A 21,494-nucleotide genomic window follows, 5' to 3' on the forward strand; every position below is an offset into this window, starting at 1 on the left:
TAGCACTAAACTCAGGATTTCTCGATGGCCCAGATTCTTAAGATTGATGCTGCATTTTCAACAGACGCCGGTATAAAACCGATCAATGAAGACTCGGCTGGCGTCAAGGTTCCAGAAGATAGCTATCTGCTTAACAATAAAGGTTGTGCACTCGTCGTTGCCGACGGTGTTTCATCAGCTGAAGCGGGGCGCGAAGCAAGCCATACGGCTGTTGAACGTTTTATTGAGGAATATTTCCAGACGCCTGACACCTGGTCAGTCAGTAAGTGCGGAGAGCAGATTCTATCAACGATTAACCTCAAGCTTTTTCGTAAGAGTCACGAGTTCTCGTCTGATACTAAAGGTTACTTATCTACATTCAGCTCCATCGTCATCAAAGGTCGTACCGCGCACTTTTTTCATGTTGGCGATAGTCGAATATTTTTGCTGAGAGAAGGCGAATTCGCCCAATGTACTACTGATCATGTCGCTTCTTTAGGCGGCGGTAAAACTTTTCTTACTCGCGCCATCGGTATGGATAATCGCTTGCACCTCGATTATGGGCGAATTCCTCTTGAAGCCGGTGATCGCTTATTGCTGTGTAGTGATGGTGTACATGACTTTATCGAGGAAGCGAGAATAATCGAAACGCTGGCGATGGACCAGCCGGCTGAGTTTATCGCGGACAAATTTCTAGATTTGGCACGAGAAGGCGAAACCGATGACAATATCAGTGCCGTTGTGGGTATTGTTGAACAGCTGCCTTTCGAAAACCTTGATGATTATAGTGCGAAACTGACACGCCTACCTTTCCCGCCAGCTTTAGAAAAGGGTATGAAACTGGATGGTTTTGTCGTCCAAAAAGAGTTATTTGCTTCGAGTCGAAGCCAGTTGTATCTAGTAAAAGATGAAGTGTCAGGCGAGCTGTTGGCGATGAAGACGCCCTCACCAAACTTTGAGGAAGATACCGCTTATATTGACCGGTTTATCCAGGAAGAATGGATAGGTATTCGCATACAGCACCCTAATGTGGTCAAGATTATTCGACAAGACCGCAAGCGCAGTTTTCTATATTACCTCATGGAGTATGTCGAGGGAGAGGGCTTAGATAAATGGCTGAGAAAGAACCAGCCACCGAGTCCAAAGCGTGCTATCAATATCGTTAAACAAGTTGCAGAGGGCTTAAAAGCGTTTCATCAAAACGAGGCGGTACATCAAGACTTGAAGCCCGGAAATATTATGGTGACTGAAGAGGGCAAGGCCTTGGTGTTGGACTTCGGGTCAGTATTTGTTGCCGGTTTGTCTGAGTGCGTGAGCCCTATTATTCCTGATGGCGTTTTGGGTACAGCTGGCTACTCAGACCCGCTTTATCTACGCGGACATAACCCCGGGATCCAGGGGGACGTCTACTCGCTAGCAACCATTACCTATGAAATGTTTACAGGCACCTTGCCTTATGGAGATAAAATAGAGCAGTGCAGAAGTGCCTTTGATTATGATCAGTTACGGTACACTGAAGCCAGTTCAAATAACCCGGTGATACCAGAATGGTTTGACGGTGCTTTGAAGAGAGGGACGTCTTTTGATCTTGAAGAACGGTATAGAACGATCGATGACTTTATGAAGGACCTGCTGCAGCCAAACCCTGAGTTTCTGAAAGCGGACCCAGTGGTGCAGAAGAGTGCCAATACTTTAATGTTCTGGAAGCTTCTGTCAGGTTTCTGGTTTGTTACTTTCTTGCTGCTCATTTACCTGTTTAGCCAGAACAGTTGATGTAAATGCTTTGATTTGAGCTTGGATGAAGGCTTGAGTCGAGCTATATTGTCGCTATTACAATAAAAGAAGTGTTAACGACATGAGTACTACTGCCCGCGCTTTTTGGTATCGCTGCCTCAACGAGCCTTCGGCCGATTTCTTTCCTTCCTTGATAGTGACGGTCTTTCTCTCATTAGTTATTATTCTTAATATTCTTGAAGTCGTACTTGGTTCTCTGCCAGGCTTCAGGGAGCAAATGGGCGACTGGGTACTCATTGCTAATATCTGCTTTGTGGTCGTTTTTGCATTTGAGTATCTGTTGCGTTATTGGGTAGCGGCAGAAACACCTCATGCGACTCATATGACTAGCGGGCGAAAGCGTTGGCTATATATTCGTTCGCCGATGGGCCTAATCGATCTTTTCTCTTTCTTGCCTTTACTCCTCTTACTGCTACTGCCGGGCGATGCTTTTGGTGATCTGCGTATTCTTAAGCTGATATCGATGGTAAGGGTGCTTAAGCTAACCCGCTATTCTGCATCATTATTGATGATTGCTCGTGTCTTTCGTGAGAATAAGAACACCTTACTGGCAGCAGGTTTGGTGATGATGATCTTAATGTTTATCGCCGCGACAGGCATTTATATCTTCGAGAAGGTTGAACAGCCTGAAGCCTTTGGCAGTATCCCTGCTTGTTTATGGTGGGCTGTTGTGACACTGACGACCGTTGGCTATGGAGATGTGACGCCTATTACTGTCGGAGGACAGCTTTTTGGTGCGCTGGTCATGGTTTGTGGTGTCGGGATCGCAGCGATGCCCGCTGGTATTTTCGCATCCTCATTTGTCCAGCTTGTTCGAGAGCAGGAGCATGAGCGACGAAGAAAACTGCGTATTCGTCGCGGCCAATTAGAGGTAGTCGCTGGAAAGAATAAAGAGGAAGAGCCTTCTTTGCATTTGAGTATGAGTCAGTCTGAGCAGCGAGAAGTGGCGTATTTAGTGTCTGAATATGGCTTAACACTCGATCAGGCGACGGGTGTTGTGAGTCACTTTCGGCACTAAATGTCTTTGTAAGAGTCAGTGCCAGTTTAGGAAAGTACTAATTTATCGTCATCCAAGGCGTCATGATTCTTATGGAATTGATCCAGTAAGTCTTGGCTGTTCATACCTTCGCGCTGCTTGCCACTGACATCAAGAACAACCTGGCCCTGATGAAGCATCAAGGTTCTATCGCCAACGCTTAAGGCCTGATTCATGCTGTGTGTAACCATTAAGGCAGTTAGTTTTTCGCTACGAATAATCTCTTCGCTTAAGTTAAGGATAAATTTGGCTGTTTTCGGGTCCAGGGCAGCAGTATGTTCGTCAAGCAGTAGTAATTTTGAAGGTTGAAGCGCTGCCATTAGGAGGCTGACCGCTTGTCGTTGACCGCCTGACAACAGTCCAATTTTATCTTCTAAACGATATTCCAGGCCAAGCTCCAGGCTCTTCAACTTATTAATAAAGCTTTGTTTGAACTCTCTTCGAGCGGCTCGCTGTAACCCCCTTCGTGAGGTGCGTGCCTGCGCTAGTGCAAGGTTTTCCTCAATCGTCAGGTCTTCACAGGTGCCAGTTAAGGGGTCTTGGAAGACTCGCGCTATCCATCGGGCTCTTTTATGTACAGGAAGCTTAGTGATGTCTTGATCATCTAAGTGAATTTGTCCTGTTTGAACAGCGACTTCACCAGACAGGGCGTTCAGTAAGGTTGATTTACCTGCACCGTTGCTGCCAATAACTGTAATGAATTGATGCTTAGGAATAGTCAGGTCGATTCCCTTTAATACATGGTTTTCTAAGGGGCTGCCGAGATTAAAACTAACATCTACCTTGCTCATTGAGATCATTGGCCGAACCTCGTGCGTGCTTTAATGGCGCTTTTGATATTTGGGGCAACAATTGCGAGCGTTACCAAAATAGCCGTGATCAAATTGAGATCTTGAGCTTTAAGGCCTAATAATTCACCGTTAAGTGCCACGGCAATAACCAGGCGATAGAGTAGTGAGCCAATCAGGCAGGCAAGGATCCAGCGAAACAGGTTCTTCGGGCTAATCAAGGCTTCGCCGCCTATCACAGAAGCAAGGCCGATAATAATGATGCCGACCCCCATAGTTACATCAGCGCTACCCTGACTTTGAGCAAATAAAGCGCCTGCCAGGGCGACAAGGGCATTAGATAGTGACATCCCAAGAATAACCATTAACGAAGTATTGACGCCATTGGCCTGAGCCATTCTGGGGTTAGAGCCTGTAGCGCGCATTGCTAAACCAATTTCACTACGCAGGAACATAAAAAGCAGGGTGAAAGTAATAAGACTAATGATACCGAAGCAAATTGGGTAGGCGACATAATAAGGAATCTCATAAGTAGCAATACTTAGCTTATCTAGCGGGCTTAACAAGGTATCAACGCCGAGCAACGCGATGTTCGGGCCATCCATTATTCGCAGGTTAATGGAATAAAGCGCGATCATAGTCAGGATTGATGCAAGTAAATGCAAAATTTTTAGTTTCACATTTAATATCGCTGTCACTGAGCCTGCAAGGGCGCCGGCTAAGCAAGCGCAGAGCGTCGAGATAAGAGGGTTTACGCCAGCAACAATCAGTGCCGCGGCGACAGCGGCCCCTAAGGGAAAAGACCCGTCAACAGTAAGGTCTGGAAAATCCAGGACTCGAAAAGAAAGAAAGACTCCAAATGCGACCAGCGCAAAAATGAAGCCGGTTTCTAAGGCGCCGAATAAGGCAAAACTATTCAACAAGTGATTTAGCCTTAGAGATAAACTCTGGCGAAAGTGTTATGCCCATACGCTTTGCTGCGCCAGGATTAACAAACAACTCTGTATTCATGACACCTTGAACCGGAATATCAGCAGGTGATTGGCCTTGAAGAATCTGCACAACGATCTTGCCTGTCTGTCGGCCCACTTCATAGTAGTTAAACCCTAAGGCCGCGATGGCGCCACGAGCGACACTATCGGTGTCGCCGGCAAAAACAGGAATGTCTGCTTGCTCAGAAATTTTGATGATACCTTCTATAGCAGAGATGACTGTGTTGTCTGTAGGGAGGTAAATTGCATCAACCTTGCCGAGTAATGAGCGAGCTGCAGTTTGCACATCCGAGGACTTGGGGGAGACTGCTTCAATTACTTGAAGGTTCAGCTCTTCAGCATGTTGCTTGATTAGCTTGAGAAGTGAAACAGAATTAGCTTCTCCTGGGTTGTAGATAATACCGAGTTGCTTACTGGCAGGGAGGACCTCTTTAATCATCTCTAAATGCAGTTTTATCGGTGTTAGGTCCGACACGCCTGTAACGTTTTTGCTCGGTTGCTCCCAAGACTTCACCAGTTTGGCTGCCACAGGATCGGTCACTGCGCTAAAAACTATGTTGGTATTTCTGGCAGAGGCTACCGCAGCCTGGGCTGAAGGGGTGGCGATAGCTACAAATACGTCTGGCCTGTCGCCTGCAAATTTTTTGGCTATTTGGGCTGCAGTTGCCGGTGCGCCTTGTGCACTTTGGTAATCCCACTTAAGATTTTCTCCGTCTTTCCAGTCATGCTCGGCGAGGACATCCTTAACGCCCTTTCTCACTGCATCAAGGGCAGGGTGCTCAACAATCTGGGTGATTGCAACGTGCTTACTTTCTGGAGCGGCAAGCGTATTAAAGGATAGAAGGCTCGCTAGATATGATACTAGCAGTAGGTTGAATAGAGACTTGCGGGGCCAGGATAAGAAGTGTTTCATTAATTGCATCCATCAAATTATTGTCATGAAGCGATAAAAGTGGCTAAAGCTTCTTATTTTTTGCATGGTAATCAATCGTTAGCTTGCTGCCAAGCGATTCTGGGAGGATAATGCCTGTTTAGATTATGTACAGCTAAAGGCAACTATTCGAATAGGGGTAATATTATTCCGTCACAGCCCATGCTGAACATAGGATCAGGAATGTTAAGGTCAGGGTGACCGTTGTGGTATGGAACAATTTTGCTTTTATTAGTCTGGTTTGCGCTCTATTGAGTACAGCCAGTGCAGTACTTTGCTTATCGGCAAAACGCCAGGGAGGGTCGATTCTTTTTGGCCTAATCTGTACGCTCTTGGCTCTCTGGTCTTTTAGCTTGTTCGTTGGAATGTCTACCAACGAGCCTTCACAAGCTTTGTTTTGGGCACGTTGTGCTAACTCAGTCGTGTTATTCCTTCCGGTCTTGTTGTTTCACTTTGTTGTAAGCTTTGTGGGTAAGCAACATGCCTACGAGCGTGTTTCTTTCTCATACTATCTTTTATCGCTTCTCTATTTGAGTTTGATATTTATCGCTCCAGAGCATTTTCTACACAGTCCCAGCTTTCGTTTTGATGCTTTCTGGTTCCCTGTAGGGGGGAACTTGTTCTATCTGTTTCCGGTATTTTTTGCCGGGATTATTGGGCATACTCTATATGTCCTACTGCAAGAGAGAGCCGACACAACCCGCTCAGGTAAGTTAAAGTTGGACTATCTGATCATGACGATTGCCCTGGGTTTTTTAGGGGGTGGGATGACGCTATCTCTTGAGTTTGATATCAATATACCGCCTTATGGCTTACTTTCAGTCGCCCTTATGGTGGTGATATCTACCTACGCAGTATTGAAACATGACCTACTTGAACTGCCCGAGACGCTGAGTTTTGTTATCACGCGTTTGATGATTTACATTTGCATCGTTGGTTTCGTGGTTTTAATGCTTAAAGGTGGCATCTTTATAGATCAAGCGTATTTGAGTGTTTCTCAGACTGTATTTCTGGTTCTTATCACCATCTGTTCCTGTGAATTTTATGCAGCGATGAAATCTCGCTTACAAGCGTTTTCAGATAAAGTCCTGGTTCGTCAGAAACTTGATGCTGAGCGGCACTTTCGAGACCTAATGTATCAGCTAGATCAATCTGATGACTTTGAGTCGATGTTGCCAATTCTTCGGCAGTTTTTTGAGCAACAAAGCTATATCCATCACTATGCATGGTATTTGGATAGGGTTCTATTGGAGCGAACTTTATCCAGGAAAGAGTTGGAGCGCTTTGATGCGAATGACCTGAGCGCTGAGAGAAACTATCAACGCATACTATTTAGCGGCAGTGATGGACGCCGCCATGATCGTTTGCCCTCTTCTATAAACGTGCACCTGCAGGGTGAGGCTGAGGAAAGAACGCTTAACGCCCAAATGGTTGAAATTATGTCAACTGAGCAGCTCGATGCTGCCTATGATTGGGTCGAAATGGTGCCGGGACGTGAGATGCTGGGTTTGCCTGTTGTTGCAAATAGTGACTTTAGGGGAATGCTCTTAGTCGTCGTCAGTAAATCTGACATGCGTTTGAAAGATCAGTCGAGGTTACAGGCTTTGTCGTCTAAATTGGGTCGACTCATTGAGCGTGTAGAGTTTTTTCGCCGTCAGGCTTTCCAGGAGCAGCGCTTCTTATTTCAAAAAATGCAGAGTTTGCAGTCTTTGGCCGGTAATATCGCCAATGACATGAGAGGGCCTTTAGATCAATTACATGCCTTTGTTGAACATGCTGCATTGGTACGAGCGGAGCTAAAAGATGAGAGATATTTAGATAGTCCCTATAGCCAAGCTCATGTGGCTATCGCGCGAAGTGCTCAGGTGATCGACATGAGTCTAGGTCTGGTGAAGGATGAACCCATCGATGTAAGTACCTTCAAGGTGCTTTCAATTCAGAGTGTAGTAACGAAGAGTTTGGCAGAGTATGTGTTTATGCCAGGAGAGCGAGAGAGAATACGAACAGACTTACGCCAAGACTTCTTGTTCAAAGGTGATGAATGGTTATTGATTTATGCTTTGTTTAACATACTAAAAACGGCCATCAATCACTCTGTCGTGGCTAAAGGCGAAGAGATCACTATTGATAGTCGGGTTGAGGGTGGCCGTAATGTATTATTATTGCGTTATAAAGAAGGTGTTCAGCGTTCTCAGCTAGAAGGTTTAAGAGTTGTGGATGAAGATTCATCTAACCTTGATCTGGCGACCGTCTATTATCGACGGGTCATGAGCGCTTTAGGGGGGGCGATAAGTTATTCCACTGACTCGGAGCAATGCACCGAAATTCTATTGGTTTTCCCCTGTTTAAGAACGGGAGGCGGTGATAGTGAATCGATTCTGGATGAGCTGAGCGTTGCTCCTTAGCACTCTATATCTCTGCGTTTTCTTGAACTAAGACAATCAGCTTTTTGGGTCCATGAGCGCCATAGGCTAGTGTTTGTTGTATATCTGCTGTTTTCGACGGGCTGGAAATAAACAAAACATTGCTTGGCATTTTCTCGCATTGACCCCAAGGTTCATCATTGAGCAAACTTGATAAATCCGGGTAGATTTGATCCTCTTGTAGTAGCACTAGATGTATTGGTGGCACAAGCGACATCATTCTAGGTTCGTCTTTATTTGGCAGCAGCAATAAGGTTCCGGTTTCGGCTATTGCTCCCTGTGCAAGGGTGATGCCGATATCGATGTTATGGAATAAGGTTTCCCGAAGGGTTTCATAAGCTTGTGAGTAGCGTGTAATGCTGATGTTATTATTATGAAGGCGCAGAGCTTGTTCAATTTCGCTTTGGTATGCAAGATTATTCCCTAATAAGCAGTGCTTGGCTTTTTCTCTTTCCATGATGTCAGTAAGTGTTGTTTTCCACTTAAGCGCGCTAACTCGATGTACTTCTGCGTGATTTTCTTCTAGTTTTGAGATCAGCTGCCTAAGCAAATCTTCAGCTTGAACAATACCACTACGACTTCTATGGGAGCTAGGCAAACCCTCGCGTTCTGGTGCTTTAAAACCCTTGGAGCGTTTTAGGCGTGAGAGTATGTTCAGTTTAGCTTGGTTCATTGGCGTGGCTCCTTGCTTTGTCCATCAAATTTTTGATGGCTATGCTTTAGCCTCTCGTGAAGGGTACGTGCACTTGGGCGAGCCGGTGTTCGGGTATTGCGCCATGCTTTTGGGTAGCAAGTGCTGATGAAAGGGAAGGCGCCCATGAGCTTGGTGACTAGGCGATAGAGTTTGGGGTGGGTATGGATCACTTTCCACAAACGCCAGATCCACGATTCTACCTTTAGCGTCGAGCCAGTAGCTTGTTGTTTGTTTCTCAAACTACGGATAAGTTGAGGCAGTTTAATATCTACTGGGCAGGCTTCCCCGCAGGCGCCATTAAGGGAGCAGGCATTTAGAAGCTCCCCATGACTTGCCATACCCTTAAGTTGAGGCATAACAACCTGCCCAATAGGGCCGGGGTAGGTTGTGCCGTAAGCATGTCCGCCTATTTTGGTATAGACCGGGCAGTGATTCATGCATGCACCACAGCGAATACAAGCGAGAGTGGTTTTCAGCTCCGGATCTTGTTGGATGAGTGAGCGGCCATTGTCGAGAATAATTAAGTGAACTTCCTCGGGGCCGTCAAGTTCTCCTGCTTGACGCGGGCTGCTAATCAAGTTGAGGTAGCTGGTGATATGTTGGCCGGTTGCGGAACGAGTGAGAAGGCGTTGTAGTGTTGGTAGTTCTCTCAGGCTTGGAATAACTTTTTCCAGGCCCATAATTGCAATGTGCACCGGAGGAGCTGTGGTAGATAAGCGTCCATTACCCTCGTTTTCTACCAGGCAAAGCGTACCTGACTCGGCAGCAGCAAAGTTGACGCCCGAAATGCCAATGTCTGCTTTTTCAAATTTATCCCTGAGGATTCTTCTACCCAGACCAATCATGCCATCAACGTCGTTCGGGTCGCATTTCAACTTGAGCTTCTTTTCAAATAGTTGAGCAATTTCCTGTTTGTTTTTGTGGATGGCGGGCATGATGATATGAGACGGTGTTTCATCGGCAATCTGCACAATGTACTCCCCCATATCCGATTCAATGGCTTCAATATTATGGCTCTGGAGGAAATTGTTCAATTCGATTTCTTCGCTCGCCATCGACTTTCCTTTGATAACAAGTTTGGCTTTGCGACGTTGTGCTATGTCGAGAACAATTTGGTTAGCTTCGATCCCGGTTTCTGCCCAATGTACCTGAATGCCGTTATTGCTACATTGTTGTTCTAGTTGCTCTAGCAGTTCAGGTAAACGCTCGACGACGTTCTGTCTTATTGCTGCACCTTGTTCTCTAAGGGTTTGCCATTCCTCTTCATCACTGAAGGCTTGTTTGCGTTTATTGCGTAGAAAGTCCATGGCGCCGCGGAAGTTGGAGCGTAGCTGCGTATCTTCTAGTGCGCTTTTTATGCGAGTGGCGAAGTTTGAGTGCGCGTCGTCAGTCATGTTGTATTCCAAAACGCTGAGCAATAAATCTCGCGATATGGGTGCAAGGACGCTTGTCGCCTGAATGCTTGATATGTCCGCTAATATTCAAAATGCAGCCACAATCACCGCTTAATATAGACTGAGTATTTGGTGATAGTAAGTGCTCACATTTGTCTGCTGTCATGGCGGCAGAAATCTCAGGAGACTTGATAGCAAAGGTTCCCCCAAATCCGCAGCACTCCTGCTCTAGTGTTGGTAAGGATACCTCGACGCCATCTAGCTTTCTTAGAATTGATAGCCATGGTTCTGCGACTTCCATCTCCCTAAGGGCGCTACAGGATCGGTGAAGACTGATATGAGTGTGGGAGCTGTCGATTTGCTTATTGTATGGGAGGATGGGCTCTAGAAACTCGATAAGCTCGTAGGTTCTCGAGCTCAGCTCTATTGCTTGTTTATGCTCTGTGGAACCCGTGTCGAAGAGAGTCGGGTAGTGATGCTTGATCATGGCCGCACAAGAGGCTGAAGGTACGATAACAGGTAACTTTTTGTCGGAAAAAACCTGAATGGTGTGCCAGGCGACATCTTTGGCTGGGCTTGCTTCACCCGAATTATAGGGAGGCTGTCCGCAGCAGGTTTGCGCTTGAGGAAATACTATTTGATAATTACATAGTTCAAGCAGAGCAATCGCATCCATACCTGATTCCGGGTAAAAGGAATCTATTAGGCAAGTTCCAAAGAGGTAGACCTGTTTACTCTGCATGAGATTTTTTCGAAGTACCGTTAAGGATATGGAGGTCGATCAGGCCAATTTCATCCCAGTCGCTGTTTTTAGCAACCTCAAAGCCGTTTTCAACAAAAATATATTTAAGAAGCTTTACCCCTTCGTCATCCTTAATCATATTCACAAACGCCCGCTTTAACTTGGTGAGCGAGAAAAAATCGACGCGAGGGTGTGCGATAAGAGGGTAGGGAGAAAACCCGGGGCTGTCCCAGAGCATTCTCAGGCGACTACGTATTTCAGGGGGGAGTGCTCTAAAGCTCTCATCAGTTCCGCCACCGGCGATGTAATCCCCATTAGCGACGCCTTTGTAGACCGCTGACTGACTAGATAAAAACTGGGGGATGATATCGAAGTTAAGTTTATTCAGGCTTTCTCTCGGCACTACGCTGGCGGCAAAATCTAGCAAGCCAGGAAACGCAATGGTTGAATTTCTTAGCTCTGCCAAGGTCTTAATTGGTCCAGTTTTCTTAACGAATATTAGTCCTCTGATTGGCTGTGACTTGCGTTTGACCTGGGCCTGGTAGCCCGGAAACTCTTTAAATGCATGAAACTGCAAAGGGGTAGTGTAGGCAAGGTCGTAATGCCCTTTGGCCAGTTTTAATTCAAAATCGAGTTGGCTGCTGGCAGCTTCATATTTAAGTTCAATTCCCGAGGCTTGTTCCAAAAAAGAAATTACGTTTTGCCATGCTACTGTTTTAGTAGGAAGAGAGCTGCTTGATGTTGCATAGCTGAGTTGTTGGTCTAGCTTCTTTTGTTTCACCGCAAACTTGCTTTTTTTCTTAACGATCTGTTTTTCAAGAGCTTCCAGTTCGGCAACGGGTTTGGGGAACGAGGGCGCAACGCCGACAATTAAAGGTTTGGCATGTAAGGCTGAACTTAATGAAAAGGACAGTATAAATAATAGGCTTGAAACCACGGCTATTGCTGAGCACGAAAAGCCTGCTTTCGACTTTTTCAGAGCGCTGGGCACTATTGAATTGTCATGAGTTTGGGGGTGGGGGCGATACACGAATTAGCTCCATTTTTTGGCTTATGTTTATGATAAAAGACAATGTCAGCCTCTGCCAGGCCAGGTACTATAAATTTAATTTAGCTATGAGGCCTTTGCAGAAGAGATATTAGCTGTGATTGAACGCACATTTAGTTTGAGTGAAACCTCGCTTTCTGGTAATCTGGCGCCCCATCTTGAGATGAAAATCTCCCCCTTCTACATAAATATTTGAGTTAACTGAACTTTGCGTGGCGCAAGGTATGGAAAGCTCTTTGTCTGAGATATTGACGGGATTTGCATGACACGTTTTATTTTCGTGACAGGTGGTGTTGTATCCTCCTTAGGGAAAGGCATCGCTTCAGCTTCATTGGCTGCTATTTTAGAAGCTCGAGGGCTGAAAGTAACAATGCTTAAACTGGACCCATATATAAATGTGGATCCAGGCACGATGAGTCCTTTTCAGCACGGTGAAGTATTTGTTACCGAAGACGGTGCCGAAACTGATTTGGATTTGGGGCATTATGAGCGCTTTATTCGAACCACGATGTCCAAGCGAAATAACTTTACGAGTGGTCGAGTCTATGAAGACGTCATTCGCAAAGAGCGACGTGGCGATTATCTAGGTGGAACAGTCCAGGTAATTCCTCATATCACTGATGAAATCAAACGCCGCATCGTTGAAGGTGCTAACGGCTATGATGTCGCCTTGGTTGAAATTGGCGGCACAGTTGGGGATATCGAGTCGCAACCCTTTTTGGAAGCAGTGCGACAGTTAAAGATTGAAGTGGGCTCCCAGCGTGCGCTGTTTATGCACTTAACTCTAGTGCCTTATATTGCAACCGCAGGTGAGACCAAAACCAAGCCGACCCAGCATTCCGTAAAAGAAATGCGCTCTATCGGTATTCAGCCCGATATTCTGGTTTGTCGCTCTGATCACGAGATTGATGCATCATCTCGCCGCAAGATTGCTTTGTTTACCAACGTAGAAGAGCGCGCCGTTATCCCATTACAGGATGCAAACAGCATTTACCTGATTCCACGTATGCTGAATGAACATGGTTTGGATCAAATTGTCGTAGAACGATTTGGTCTGGAGTGTGATGAGGCCGATCTAACAGAGTGGGATTCAGTGGTTGAAGCTGAATCCAGTCCGGAAAACGAAGTAACCATTGCCATGGTAGGCAAGTACATGGAATTACTTGACGCTTATAAGTCTCTAATCGAGGCGCTTAAGCATGCAGGAATTCGTACGCGCACCAAGGTTAATATTGAGTATATTGATTCCGAGAGAATTATAGATGAAGGTACTGCCGTTCTAGAGTCAGTGGACGCAATTCTAGTGCCCGGTGGTTTTGGTAATCGTGGTGTTGAAGGTAAAATTCAGACAGTTAAGTTTGCGCGTGAAAACAAGGTTCCATATTTAGGTATTTGTTTAGGTATGCAGGTTGCTGTCATTGAATATGCTCGTCATGTCGCTGGTTTGGCTGATGCGCATAGTACTGAATTTGATAAAGGCTGCGAAAACCCGGTAGTAGGTTTGATCACTGAATGGAAAGATGCCAGCGGAGCTGTAGAGCAACGTGATGCGGGTTCAGACTTGGGCGGAACCATGCGCTTAGGTGCTCAGGAGTGTAATCTGGTTCAGGGTTCTAAGGCTTTCGAAAGTTATGGCAAGCCAGTGATCATTGAACGTCATCGTCACCGTTATGAAGTGAACAATAATATTCTGCCGCAATTAGAAGAGGCCGGTTTGATTGTTTCTGGTCGTTCAGCAGATAACTCATTAGTTGAAGTCGTTGAAGCACCGGATCATCCATGGTTTGTTGCCTGTCAGTTCCATCCGGAATTTACTTCAACGCCGCGAGACGGTCATGGTTTGTTTGAAGGTTTCATTTCTGCCGCATTCACAAATAAGTCTTCGTAAATAGAAGGGTATATAGATGAGTCAAAAAGTCATACAGGTCGGTGATGTAAAAATTTCTAATGATTTGCCATTTGTTTTGTTCGGCGGCATGAATGTATTAGAGTCCCGGGATCTTGCGATGCAGATTGCCGAGAAATATGTCGAGGTAACGACCAAGCTTGATATTCCTTATGTATTTAAAGCGTCTTTCGACAAAGCGAATCGCTCCTCTATTAACTCTTTTCGAGGCCCCGGCTTGGAAGAAGGCTTGCGTATTTTTGAAGAGGTAAAGAAAACCTTTAATGTGCCGGTCATTACCGATGTGCACGAGCCTGAGCAAGCAGCTCCGGTTGCTGAAGTTTGTGACATTATCCAATTGCCAGCTTTCTTGTCCCGTCAGACAGACCTGGTGGCAGCGATGGCCAAGACAAATGCCGTTATTAATATCAAGAAAGCCCAGTTCCTTGCGCCTCAGGAAATGAAACATATTTTGACCAAGTGTGAAGAGGCCGGCAATGACCAGTTAATTCTCTGCGAGCGTGGTAGCAGTTTTGGTTACAATAACCTGGTTGTCGATATGTTGGCATTTGGTGTAATGAAGAGCTTTGAGTACCCGGTTTTCTTTGACGTGACGCATTCTTTGCAGCAGCCCGGTGGTCGTGCAGATTCTGCTGGTGGTCGACGTGAAGCTGTAACTGACTTAGCGCTTGCGGGTATGTCGCAGGGTATTGCTGGTTTGTTTTTAGAAGCTCATCCTGACCCTGAAAATGCTAAGTGTGATGGCCCGTGTGCTTTAAGGTTGTCGCAGCTTGAACCCTTCCTTGCTAGAGTTAAGGCAATCGATGAGCTAGTTAAGCAATTTAAGCCTTTAGATACGGCTTAAAATATAGCGTTTATGATTTTGAATTTTGGCGTTGTTGAAGGAAAGACAGGGCCTGAAGTTATTATTTTTGGAGAAGTGTAATGACAACGATTATTGATATCAAAGGCCGTGAGGTCATGGATTCTCGTGGTAACCCTACTGTTGAAGCGGATGTGATTCTAGAGTCTGGTGTGGTGGGTACAGCTTGCGCTCCTTCTGGTGCGTCAACAGGCTCTCGTGAAGCCTTGGAGCTTAGAGACGGTGATAAGAGTCGTTATTTAGGTAAAGGTGTTTTAAAGGCTGTTGCCGGCATTAATGAAGAGATCAAGGCTGCGTTATTAGGTAAGGATGTTACCGATCAACGAGCTTTAGACCAAATTATGTTGGATCTGGACGGTACTGAGAATAAAGCTAAGCTGGGTGCTAATGCAATTTTGGCGGTTTCTTTGGCAGCAGCGAAAGCAGCAGCACAAGAAAAAGGCGTTGAGCTTTATGAGCATATTGCTGATCTAAACGGTACTTCTGGTCAGTACTCTATGCCTGTGCCAATGATGAATATCATCAATGGTGGTGAGCACGCAGACAACAATGTTGATATCCAAGAGTTTATGGTTCAGCCAGTTTCTGCTCCTACTTTTGCCGAAGCACTGCGTGCGGGCGCTGAAATATTCCATGGTTTGAAGAAGGTATTAAGTGAGCAAGGTCTAAATACCGCTGTGGGTGATGAGGGCGGTTTTGCGCCTGACTTGGCTTCTAATGCCGATGCATTGGCGGCAATCAAGGTTGCTGTAGCGAATGCAGGATACGAGCTAGGTAAAGACATTACGCTAGCCTTAGACTGTGCATCAACTGAGTTCTATGTTGATGGTAAATACGACATGAAAGGCGAAGGTAAGGCTTTCAGCCCTGAGCAGTTCTCTGATTATTTGGCTGAGCTTTGCGACCAGTATCCAATCGTTTCTATTGAAGACGGTCAGGACGAGTCGGATTGGGATGGGTGGAAGTATCAAACTGAAAAGTTGGGCGACAAAGTTCAATTGGTTGGTGATGACTTGTTTGTGACCAATACCAAGATTCTTTCTGAAGGTATCGAAAAAGATATTGCTAACTCGATTCTGATTAAATTCAACCAGATTGGTAGCCTGAGCGAAACCTTAGATGCGATTAAGATGGCTAAAGATGCAGGCTATACCGCAGTTATCTCACATCGTTCTGGTGAAACAGAAGACACAACAATTGCTGATTTGGCGGTTGGTACCTGTGCCGGCCAAATAAAGACTGGTTCACTTTGTCGTTCTGATCGTGTTGCTAAGTATAACCGCTTATTGAGAATTGAAGAGCAGTTGGGAAGCAAGGCGCCTTATAAGGGTAGAAGTGAGATCAAAGGACAGTAATTTCTGGCCTTGATTGAATGAAAAGCACTGTGCGTTGAACGTTCAGTGCTTTTTTGTCTTTAGGCAAAACAAGCCTTATCTTAAATTATGCTAATCTTCAGAATTCTTTTCGCTAAAAGCCAATTTCTGAACTAGAGTAAATTTATTCCAATATATGTTTGTTTATCCGTTTTTATGTAGCGGGGCTTTCTTGTCTCTACGCTGTGGTAGCGGGAAGAAATATCGTTTTTGCTTGTCTATGTGTCTTGTCAGCGTATGGCAATCTTTAAGTAATAATGTGACTAGTGTGAAGTTAAAGGTGTAGTGAAGTTGTCCTTATGAAAGTGCTCTGGAGTATAATGGTCATTGTTATTCTTGGTTTGCAGTACCGCTTGTGGTTTGGCAGTGGTAGCTTTGCAGAAGTTTCGCATTTGCGCGAAAAAGTGGCTTTGCAGCAGGCGGCGAATGACACCTTAAGTGAGCGCAATGCTCAGCTGAATGCTGAGGTGCTAGACCTTAAAAATGGCTATGATGCGATTGAAGAACGTGCTCGTTTCAGTTTGGGCATGATAGGGCGAGACGAAACCTTTTACATGGTAGTGGCTTCGAAACTATAATGGCCCATTGCAAGCGCCTGCCATGACCAAGAGCGGGTCATAGGTTTTTATTTATCACTTTGTGCCCCAACTATGTCGGTTTCAAGCCCCAGTCCTTCGTTTACCTCCTCACCCCTCTCAGGCTTAGACTCTGCTAAGCAAGCACTACCTCGGTTTTGGGTCATTATTCCGGCAGCGGGTGTTGGCAGCAGAATGCAAAGTGACATCCCTAAACAATATCTTCAGCTTGGTTCAAGCAGTGTTCTTTATCTGAGTGCCAAAGCCTTCCTTGACCACCCTCGCTTTACTCAGGTGCATATAGGTATTTCCGAGGCTGATGACTATTTTGATAGCGATAGTTTGGCTCAAGATGCTCGAGTGATTCAGTATAAGGGTGGTAGTGAACGCTTCAATACTGTTTTAAATGGTCTTGATGCTTTGGTAGGTATTGCCGATGAGCAAGATTGGGTGTGGGTGCATGACGCTGCGCGGCCCTGTTTAAGTCGAGAAGATATAGATAACTTGATTGAACATGTTGACGCCTGGGACGGTTCAGAGGGCGGTGCTATTCTGGCGTCTCGCGTTGTTGATACGATTAAGGTATCACAAGATGGAAGGGCGATTGAGGGTACTTCGGATCGGGACAAACTTTGGCGAGCATTTACACCACAAGTCTTTCGTTTTGCCGAGCTGCGCCATGCCCTAAGTGAATGTCAGCGGCTTGGGCTGACGGTGACCGATGAGTCGTCAGCAATAGAGCATATGGGTGGGGCGCCCTGCCTAGTTGAAGGCTCAGATGACAATATCAAAATTACGCGGCCGCACGATTTACGTTTGGCTGCAGATACCTTGGCTGCGCGGACGCAGCTGGGACGAGGTGAAAAAATGAATAGCTTTCCGAGAATCGGGAACGGTTATGACGTGCACGCATTTTGCGAGGGTGAAGAAATTATCCTGGGAGGCGTCAAAATTCCCCATCACAAATCTTTTATTGCGCATTCCGACGGGGATGTGCTGATTCACGCGATTATGGATGCAATGTTAGGTGCTTTGGCCTTAGGTGATATCGGTAAGCACTTTCCTGATACTGATGAAAAGTGGAAAGGGGCAAATAGTCGAGAACTGTTGTCTGCAGTAAACCACTTGATTTCAGAAAAAGGTTTTGTAGTTTCCAATATCGATAGCGTTATTATTGCTCAAGCTCCTAAGATGGCGCCGCATATAGGAAAGATGCAGGAAAATATTGCTCAGGACTTACAGGTTTCTCCTGAGCTGGTGAGTGTTAAAGCAACGACTACAGAGCGCCTTGGTTTTGCAGGGCGTGAGGAAGGAGTTGCTTGTCAGGCAAGTGTATTGTTAGTGCCTAAACCTAGCTGCGAAAGTGAAAGGAGAAGCGTGTGAGTGAAGTAAGGTCATTACCAGAATCACAGTTCAATCTGGTTTTTCCATGTATCGCTGACTTACCGCGGCCTGCCGGTGTCATTAAGACAAAAGAAGAAGACTTCTTTGTTGAAGAGGTCATGAATCCTGAGCTAAGTGGTGAGGGGGAGCACGTTTGGTTATGGCTGGAAAAAAATGGTCAGAATACTGAGTATGTGGCGGGTCAGTTAGCGCGTTTCTCCCACGTCAAAAAAGTGGATGTCGGGCTGTCAGGTTTAAAGGATCGTTGGGCGCTTACCCGGCAATGGTTTAGTGTTTATTTAGGGAATAAGCCTGAGCCTAATTGGAACGAATTTGAATGTGAAGGCGTAAAAGTACTCAGTTATCAACGGCATAATAAGAAGTTAAGACGCGGCGAGCATAGTGCCAACTTCTTTAGGTTGGTGGTGAGAAATATTGACAATATGGCTAATGTGGAAGCTCTTTTGCTACAAGTCAGAGATAAAGGTTTTCCAAATTACTTCGGTCCTCAACGATTCGGCTTTGACGGTGCGAATCTGGATCGTGGCGTACAATATTTTGAAGGTAAGATTAAAGCATCTAAAAGCCAGCGTTCTTTCTATTTATCGGCAGCTCGTTCGTACTTATACAACTTGAATCTAGCAAGCTTGATAGAAAGTGGGGATGACTTGAGCGCTGATCTAAGCGGCCCACTATACGGAGACGAAACGCCAGGAAGTAACGAACTGACTGAGCCAGAGAAAGAAATTCTAGAGGCGCACCCTGCCTTTAAAAAAGGAATACATCAAAATCGATTGCGTTTAGAGCGGAGGCCATACCTTGTTGTCCCTGAGGCGATGTCTTGGTCAATGGGAGAGGCTGAGCTTGAACTAGAGTTTCAATTACCTACGGGAGTCTTTGCTACTTCATTGCTTGCCGAAGTGTTTAACTTGTCTCAAGGCTTGGGAGAGGGTAATCAAGGCATGCGGAGCACACGATGAGTTTACTGATATCCAATGATGACGGTATTAATGCTGAAGGTATACAGGTACTCTCGGAGGTTCTATCTTCCAAGTTCGAGGTGAAGGTGGTTGCACCGGATCGTGATCATAGTGGCGCAAGCAGTTCACTGACTTTGAGTCGCCCTTTGCGTGTAATGGAAACTGCAAATGGCCATTACTGTATTGATGGTACGCCGACCGATAGTGTTCACCTAGGGGTCTCATCACTTTTTGATCTTGACTTTGAGCGTGTGGTCTCAGGTATTAACTCTCATGAAAACCTTGGCGATGACGTGTTATATTCGGGGACAGTCGCTGCAGCGATTGAAGGGCGGTTTTTAAAGCAGCCCGCTATCGCTGTTTCCCTAGTGAACCAGGGTCAGTTTCATTATCAAACTGCAGCAAAAGTGGTACTCGATTTATTGGTTCGCTCTAAAGATTTGGAAGTGCCTGAAAGAACCATTTTGAATGTCAATGTGCCGGATGTGCCTTATGAGCAGCTTAAGGGAATTAAAGTCACGCGTTTGGGGCATCGGGCAAAAGGGCTTCCCCCAGAGGAAGTGTCAGACCCACGAGGTCGACAGCGATATTGGATATCGCTTGCAGGCGAGGGAGACGATGCCGGAGAAGGTACAGATTTTGACGCGGTAAAGAACGGTTATGTTTCAGTAACGCCGCTTCAAGTTGATATGACTCGTCATGAGCTGATATCACAAGTAAAAGATTGTTTAGAGGATTGAATATCGTGAGTCAGACACTTGATCTCGAAGGAATAGGAATGACCTCGCGCCGTACCCGGATGCGACTCATTCAGCGGCTCAGGGATGAGGGGATTACCAACGAGGATGTATTGGCAGTCATGCTGGATACGCCGCGGCATATATTCCTCGATGAGGCGCTATCTCATCGGGCTTATGAAGATACAGCTTTACCGATTGGGCACAACCAAACTATTTCCCAACCTTATATTGTTGCGAGAATGACTGAGTTGTTGCTGCAAACGGCGCCGCGTAGAGTTCTTGAACTTGGCACCGGCTCTGGGTATCAGGCGGCGGTCTTGGCTCAGTTGGTGGGTGAGGTCTATAGTGTTGAGAGAATTAATCCTCTGTTAGAAAAAGCGGTTCAACGCTTTAAGCTGCTAGGCTTGAATAATATCAGTACTCGTCATGCCGATGGCGGGATAGGCTGGCCGGAGCGTGGTTTGTATGACGCAGTGATTATGACGGCGGCGCCCACAGAAATTCCATTGGAGCTGGTTCGTCAGTTAAAAGAGGGCGGGCGGATGATTTTGCCTTTGGGAGATGCTCAACAAAGCTTAACTATTGTCACAAGAAAAGGCTCAAGTTATGAACAAAAGATAATTGAGCCTGCGATGTTCGTACCCTTTCTTCCAGGAACGATTCGCTAATAAATTTAAGATACAAAACGGCACCATAAAGAGGTAGATGTGAAAATAGATGGATGGGTTTTTATAAAGGGAGTGTTGATGGGTGCCGCTGATATTGTGCCGGGTGTTAGTGGTGGCACTATTGCTTTTATTACGGGTATTTATGAGCGCCTGCTACAAGCCTTAAATTCAATTCTTCCTACTTTGTTACTAGCATTAAAAAATAGAAGCTTAAAAGGAGTCTGGGAAAAGGCAGACGCCAGTTTTCTTCTTACTCTGTTTGTTGGCATTGTGACAAGCGCAATATCCTTGGCGAAGGTGATTACTTTTCTGCTGGCTAACTTTCCTATTCCTCTTTGGGCCGGCTTTTTTGGTCTCATCTTGGCGTCTGTATACATAGTGGGTCGTGAAGTAAGGGAGTGGAGCGTTGGCTTGGTTATCGCAATGCTATTGGGAGCCGTATTTGCCTGGGGCTTAACCTCAATGTCTCCAGCGAGTATTGATCAAACACTCTTTAACGCCTTTCTATCGGGTGTGCTTGCGATTTGCGCTATGGTGCTACCAGGTATCTCCGGAAGCTTTATCTTACTGATTCTGGGCACCTATGCTTATATTCTTGGGGCGGTGAAGGACTTTGATCTCGCCGTATTAAGTGTCTTTGTGCTGGGGTGTGGTATTGGTATTTTGTCCATTGCCAAACTACTTGTTTGGACATTTTCACGTTATAGAAAACTGACTTTGGCTGTTTTAACAGGCTTTATGATTGGTGCCTTGAACAAGGTTTGGCCTTGGAAGCAGGTTTTAAGCTATCGCGAAAACCGTCATGGTGAATTAGTACCTTTGTTAGAGGCTAATATTTCTCCGGATAAGTATGTAGCCTTAACGCAAGAGTCTTCCTATCTAGTGCTTGCAGTGATTTGTGCCATTGGTTCAGCTTTAATTGTATTGCTGCTTTCCCGCTTGGGCGCAAATAATGAGAAAGAGAACACAAAAAGTGTGTGATCTGTTTTAATAAGAGTGTTTCTTAGGGTAACACTGGTGTATTTTGCGGTAACGTTTAATTTGCTTATATTCTGAGCGAATAAGATAGAAGATGAATGACTTAGCTAAGTAACTTAATATTCTTCATTAAGTTAAAGAAGTAAAAAGAATTAAATAAAAAAATATTATAGCTATATGTTATGGAGAGGTTTGTCGAATTGTTTAC

The 21,494-nt window shown here is 45.5% G+C and carries 19 protein-coding genes; 12 read left to right on the forward strand and 7 right to left on the reverse strand.

Annotated elements, in window-relative coordinates; all coding sequences use genetic code 11:
• Positions 1-24: 24 nt before the first annotated feature.
• A complete protein-coding gene (locus tag A3756_RS10565; RefSeq protein ID WP_068516789.1) occupies positions 25-1,752 on the forward strand; it encodes a bifunctional protein-serine/threonine kinase/phosphatase in 1,728 nt (575 codons plus the stop codon).
• 82 nt (positions 1,753-1,834) lie between these two features.
• Complete coding sequence (locus A3756_RS10570; protein ID WP_068516791.1) at positions 1,835-2,791, forward strand: ion transporter; 957 nt, start codon at positions 1,835-1,837, stop codon at positions 2,789-2,791.
• Positions 2,792-2,817: 26 nt separating this feature from the next.
• Here A3756_RS10570 and A3756_RS10575 read toward each other — a convergent pair whose 3' ends face one another.
• From A3756_RS10575 to A3756_RS10585, 3 genes are read right to left on the reverse strand one after another with little or no spacing between them, the layout of a single operon-like run.
• Entirely contained in the window at positions 2,818-3,609 is a 792-nt protein-coding gene (locus A3756_RS10575; RefSeq protein WP_068553467.1) for an ABC transporter ATP-binding protein, read from the reverse strand.
• The gene (locus A3756_RS10580) at positions 3,606-4,520 is read right to left on the reverse strand and encodes an ABC transporter permease (protein WP_068553468.1); all 915 of its coding nucleotides are present in this window, start codon (positions 4,518-4,520) and stop codon (positions 3,606-3,608) included. The genes A3756_RS10575 and A3756_RS10580 overlap by 4 nt, the downstream gene beginning before the upstream one ends.
• The gene (locus A3756_RS10585; protein ID WP_068553469.1) at positions 4,510-5,502 is read right to left on the reverse strand and encodes an ABC transporter substrate-binding protein; all 993 of its coding nucleotides are present in this window, start codon (positions 5,500-5,502) and stop codon (positions 4,510-4,512) included. Before A3756_RS10585 ends, A3756_RS10580 begins: the two co-directional genes overlap by 11 nt.
• A 224-nt stretch (positions 5,503-5,726) precedes the next feature.
• Here A3756_RS10585 and A3756_RS10590 point away from each other — a divergent pair, with 224 nt between their 5' ends.
• Positions 5,727-7,925 (forward strand): histidine kinase N-terminal 7TM domain-containing protein, encoded by a 2,199-nt coding sequence (locus tag A3756_RS10590; protein WP_197470163.1) that lies wholly within the window; start codon positions 5,727-5,729, stop codon positions 7,923-7,925.
• Positions 7,926-7,929: 4 nt separating this feature from the next.
• Here A3756_RS10590 and A3756_RS10595 read toward each other — a convergent pair whose 3' ends face one another.
• The 4 genes from A3756_RS10595 to A3756_RS10610 are packed head-to-tail and all read right to left on the reverse strand — an operon-like array spanning position 7,930 to position 11,710.
• Entirely contained in the window at positions 7,930-8,616 is a 687-nt protein-coding gene (locus A3756_RS10595; RefSeq protein ID WP_068553471.1) for a lactate utilization protein, read from the reverse strand.
• On the reverse strand, positions 8,613-10,031 hold the full coding sequence (locus A3756_RS10600) for a LutB/LldF family L-lactate oxidation iron-sulfur protein (RefSeq protein ID WP_068553472.1): 1,419 nt from the start codon (positions 10,029-10,031) through the stop codon (positions 8,613-8,615). The genes A3756_RS10595 and A3756_RS10600 overlap by 4 nt, the downstream gene beginning before the upstream one ends.
• Positions 10,024-10,773: a (Fe-S)-binding protein gene (locus tag A3756_RS10605; RefSeq protein ID WP_068553473.1), complete on the reverse strand. Its 750-nt coding sequence runs from the start codon at positions 10,771-10,773 to the stop codon at positions 10,024-10,026. Before A3756_RS10605 ends, A3756_RS10600 begins: the two co-directional genes overlap by 8 nt.
• Positions 10,763-11,710 (reverse strand): phosphate/phosphite/phosphonate ABC transporter substrate-binding protein, encoded by a 948-nt coding sequence (locus A3756_RS10610; protein WP_197470162.1) that lies wholly within the window; start codon positions 11,708-11,710, stop codon positions 10,763-10,765. The genes A3756_RS10605 and A3756_RS10610 overlap by 11 nt, the downstream gene beginning before the upstream one ends.
• A 373-nt stretch (positions 11,711-12,083) precedes the next feature.
• Between A3756_RS10610 and A3756_RS10615 the strand changes: the two genes are divergently transcribed.
• The 9 genes from A3756_RS10615 to A3756_RS10655 all read left to right on the forward strand — a co-directional run bounded on the left by A3756_RS10615 (position 12,084) and on the right by A3756_RS10655 (position 21,289).
• Entirely contained in the window at positions 12,084-13,709 is a 1,626-nt protein-coding gene (locus tag A3756_RS10615; protein WP_068514118.1) for a CTP synthase, read from the forward strand.
• Between the two features lie 16 nt (positions 13,710-13,725).
• Entirely contained in the window at positions 13,726-14,571 is an 846-nt protein-coding gene (kdsA, locus tag A3756_RS10620; RefSeq protein WP_068514121.1) for a 3-deoxy-8-phosphooctulonate synthase, read from the forward strand.
• Positions 14,572-14,651: 80 nt separating this feature from the next.
• A complete protein-coding gene (eno, locus tag A3756_RS10625) occupies positions 14,652-15,944 on the forward strand; it encodes a phosphopyruvate hydratase (protein ID WP_068514123.1) in 1,293 nt (430 codons plus the stop codon).
• A 317-nt stretch (positions 15,945-16,261) separates the two neighbouring features.
• The gene (ftsB, locus tag A3756_RS10630) at positions 16,262-16,540 is read left to right on the forward strand and encodes a cell division protein FtsB (RefSeq protein WP_068514126.1); all 279 of its coding nucleotides are present in this window, start codon (positions 16,262-16,264) and stop codon (positions 16,538-16,540) included.
• A gap of 72 nt (positions 16,541-16,612) precedes the next feature.
• Positions 16,613-17,920: a 2-C-methyl-D-erythritol 2,4-cyclodiphosphate synthase gene (gene ispF / locus A3756_RS29240; RefSeq protein WP_068514129.1), complete on the forward strand. Its 1,308-nt coding sequence runs from the start codon at positions 16,613-16,615 to the stop codon at positions 17,918-17,920.
• Positions 17,917-18,900: a tRNA pseudouridine(13) synthase TruD gene (gene truD, locus A3756_RS10640; RefSeq protein ID WP_082865198.1), complete on the forward strand. Its 984-nt coding sequence runs from the start codon at positions 17,917-17,919 to the stop codon at positions 18,898-18,900. Before ispF ends, truD begins: the two co-directional genes overlap by 4 nt.
• Positions 18,897-19,640: a 5'/3'-nucleotidase SurE gene (gene surE, locus A3756_RS10645; protein ID WP_068514132.1), complete on the forward strand. Its 744-nt coding sequence runs from the start codon at positions 18,897-18,899 to the stop codon at positions 19,638-19,640. The genes truD and surE overlap by 4 nt, the downstream gene beginning before the upstream one ends.
• A gap of 38 nt (positions 19,641-19,678) precedes the next feature.
• Positions 19,679-20,308, forward strand: a complete 630-nt coding sequence (locus tag A3756_RS10650; RefSeq protein ID WP_068514134.1) for a protein-L-isoaspartate(D-aspartate) O-methyltransferase — start codon at positions 19,679-19,681, stop codon at positions 20,306-20,308.
• Between the two features lie 78 nt (positions 20,309-20,386).
• On the forward strand, positions 20,387-21,289 hold the full coding sequence (locus tag A3756_RS10655) for a DUF368 domain-containing protein (protein WP_068511502.1): 903 nt from the start codon (positions 20,387-20,389) through the stop codon (positions 21,287-21,289).
• The last annotated feature ends 205 nt before the right edge of the window (positions 21,290-21,494 follow it).

The sequence above is a fragment of the Oleiphilus sp. HI0086 genome, from assembly GCF_001635225.1.

What these genes read in the sequence shown, in the direction of transcription:
- A3756_RS10565 (WP_068516789.1), top strand. Translation starts at nt 25, where the DNA reads ATGGCCCAGATTCTTAAGATTGATGCTGCATTTTCAACAGACGCCGGT.
- A3756_RS10570 (WP_068516791.1), top strand. Translation starts at nt 1,835, where the DNA reads ATGAGTACTACTGCCCGCGCTTTTTGGTATCGCTGCCTCAACGAGCCT.
- A3756_RS10575 (WP_068553467.1), bottom strand. Translation starts at nt 3,609, where the DNA reads ATGATCTCAATGAGCAAGGTAGATGTTAGTTTTAATCTCGGCAGCCCC.
- A3756_RS10585 (WP_068553469.1), bottom strand. Translation starts at nt 5,502, where the DNA reads ATGAAACACTTCTTATCCTGGCCCCGCAAGTCTCTATTCAACCTACTG.
- A3756_RS10595 (WP_068553471.1), bottom strand. Translation starts at nt 8,616, where the DNA reads ATGAACCAAGCTAAACTGAACATACTCTCACGCCTAAAACGCTCCAAG.
- A3756_RS10600 (WP_068553472.1), bottom strand. Translation starts at nt 10,031, where the DNA reads ATGACTGACGACGCGCACTCAAACTTCGCCACTCGCATAAAAAGCGCA.
- A3756_RS10605 (WP_068553473.1), bottom strand. Translation starts at nt 10,773, where the DNA reads ATGCAGAGTAAACAGGTCTACCTCTTTGGAACTTGCCTAATAGATTCC.
- A3756_RS10615 (WP_068514118.1), top strand. Translation starts at nt 12,084, where the DNA reads ATGACACGTTTTATTTTCGTGACAGGTGGTGTTGTATCCTCCTTAGGG.
- kdsA (WP_068514121.1), top strand. Translation starts at nt 13,726, where the DNA reads ATGAGTCAAAAAGTCATACAGGTCGGTGATGTAAAAATTTCTAATGAT.
- eno (WP_068514123.1), top strand. Translation starts at nt 14,652, where the DNA reads ATGACAACGATTATTGATATCAAAGGCCGTGAGGTCATGGATTCTCGT.
- ftsB (WP_068514126.1), top strand. Translation starts at nt 16,262, where the DNA reads ATGAAAGTGCTCTGGAGTATAATGGTCATTGTTATTCTTGGTTTGCAG.
- ispF (WP_068514129.1), top strand. Translation starts at nt 16,613, where the DNA reads ATGTCGGTTTCAAGCCCCAGTCCTTCGTTTACCTCCTCACCCCTCTCA.
- surE (WP_068514132.1), top strand. Translation starts at nt 18,897, where the DNA reads ATGAGTTTACTGATATCCAATGATGACGGTATTAATGCTGAAGGTATA.
- A3756_RS10650 (WP_068514134.1), top strand. Translation starts at nt 19,679, where the DNA reads ATGACCTCGCGCCGTACCCGGATGCGACTCATTCAGCGGCTCAGGGAT.
- A3756_RS10655 (WP_068511502.1), top strand. Translation starts at nt 20,387, where the DNA reads ATGGGTGCCGCTGATATTGTGCCGGGTGTTAGTGGTGGCACTATTGCT.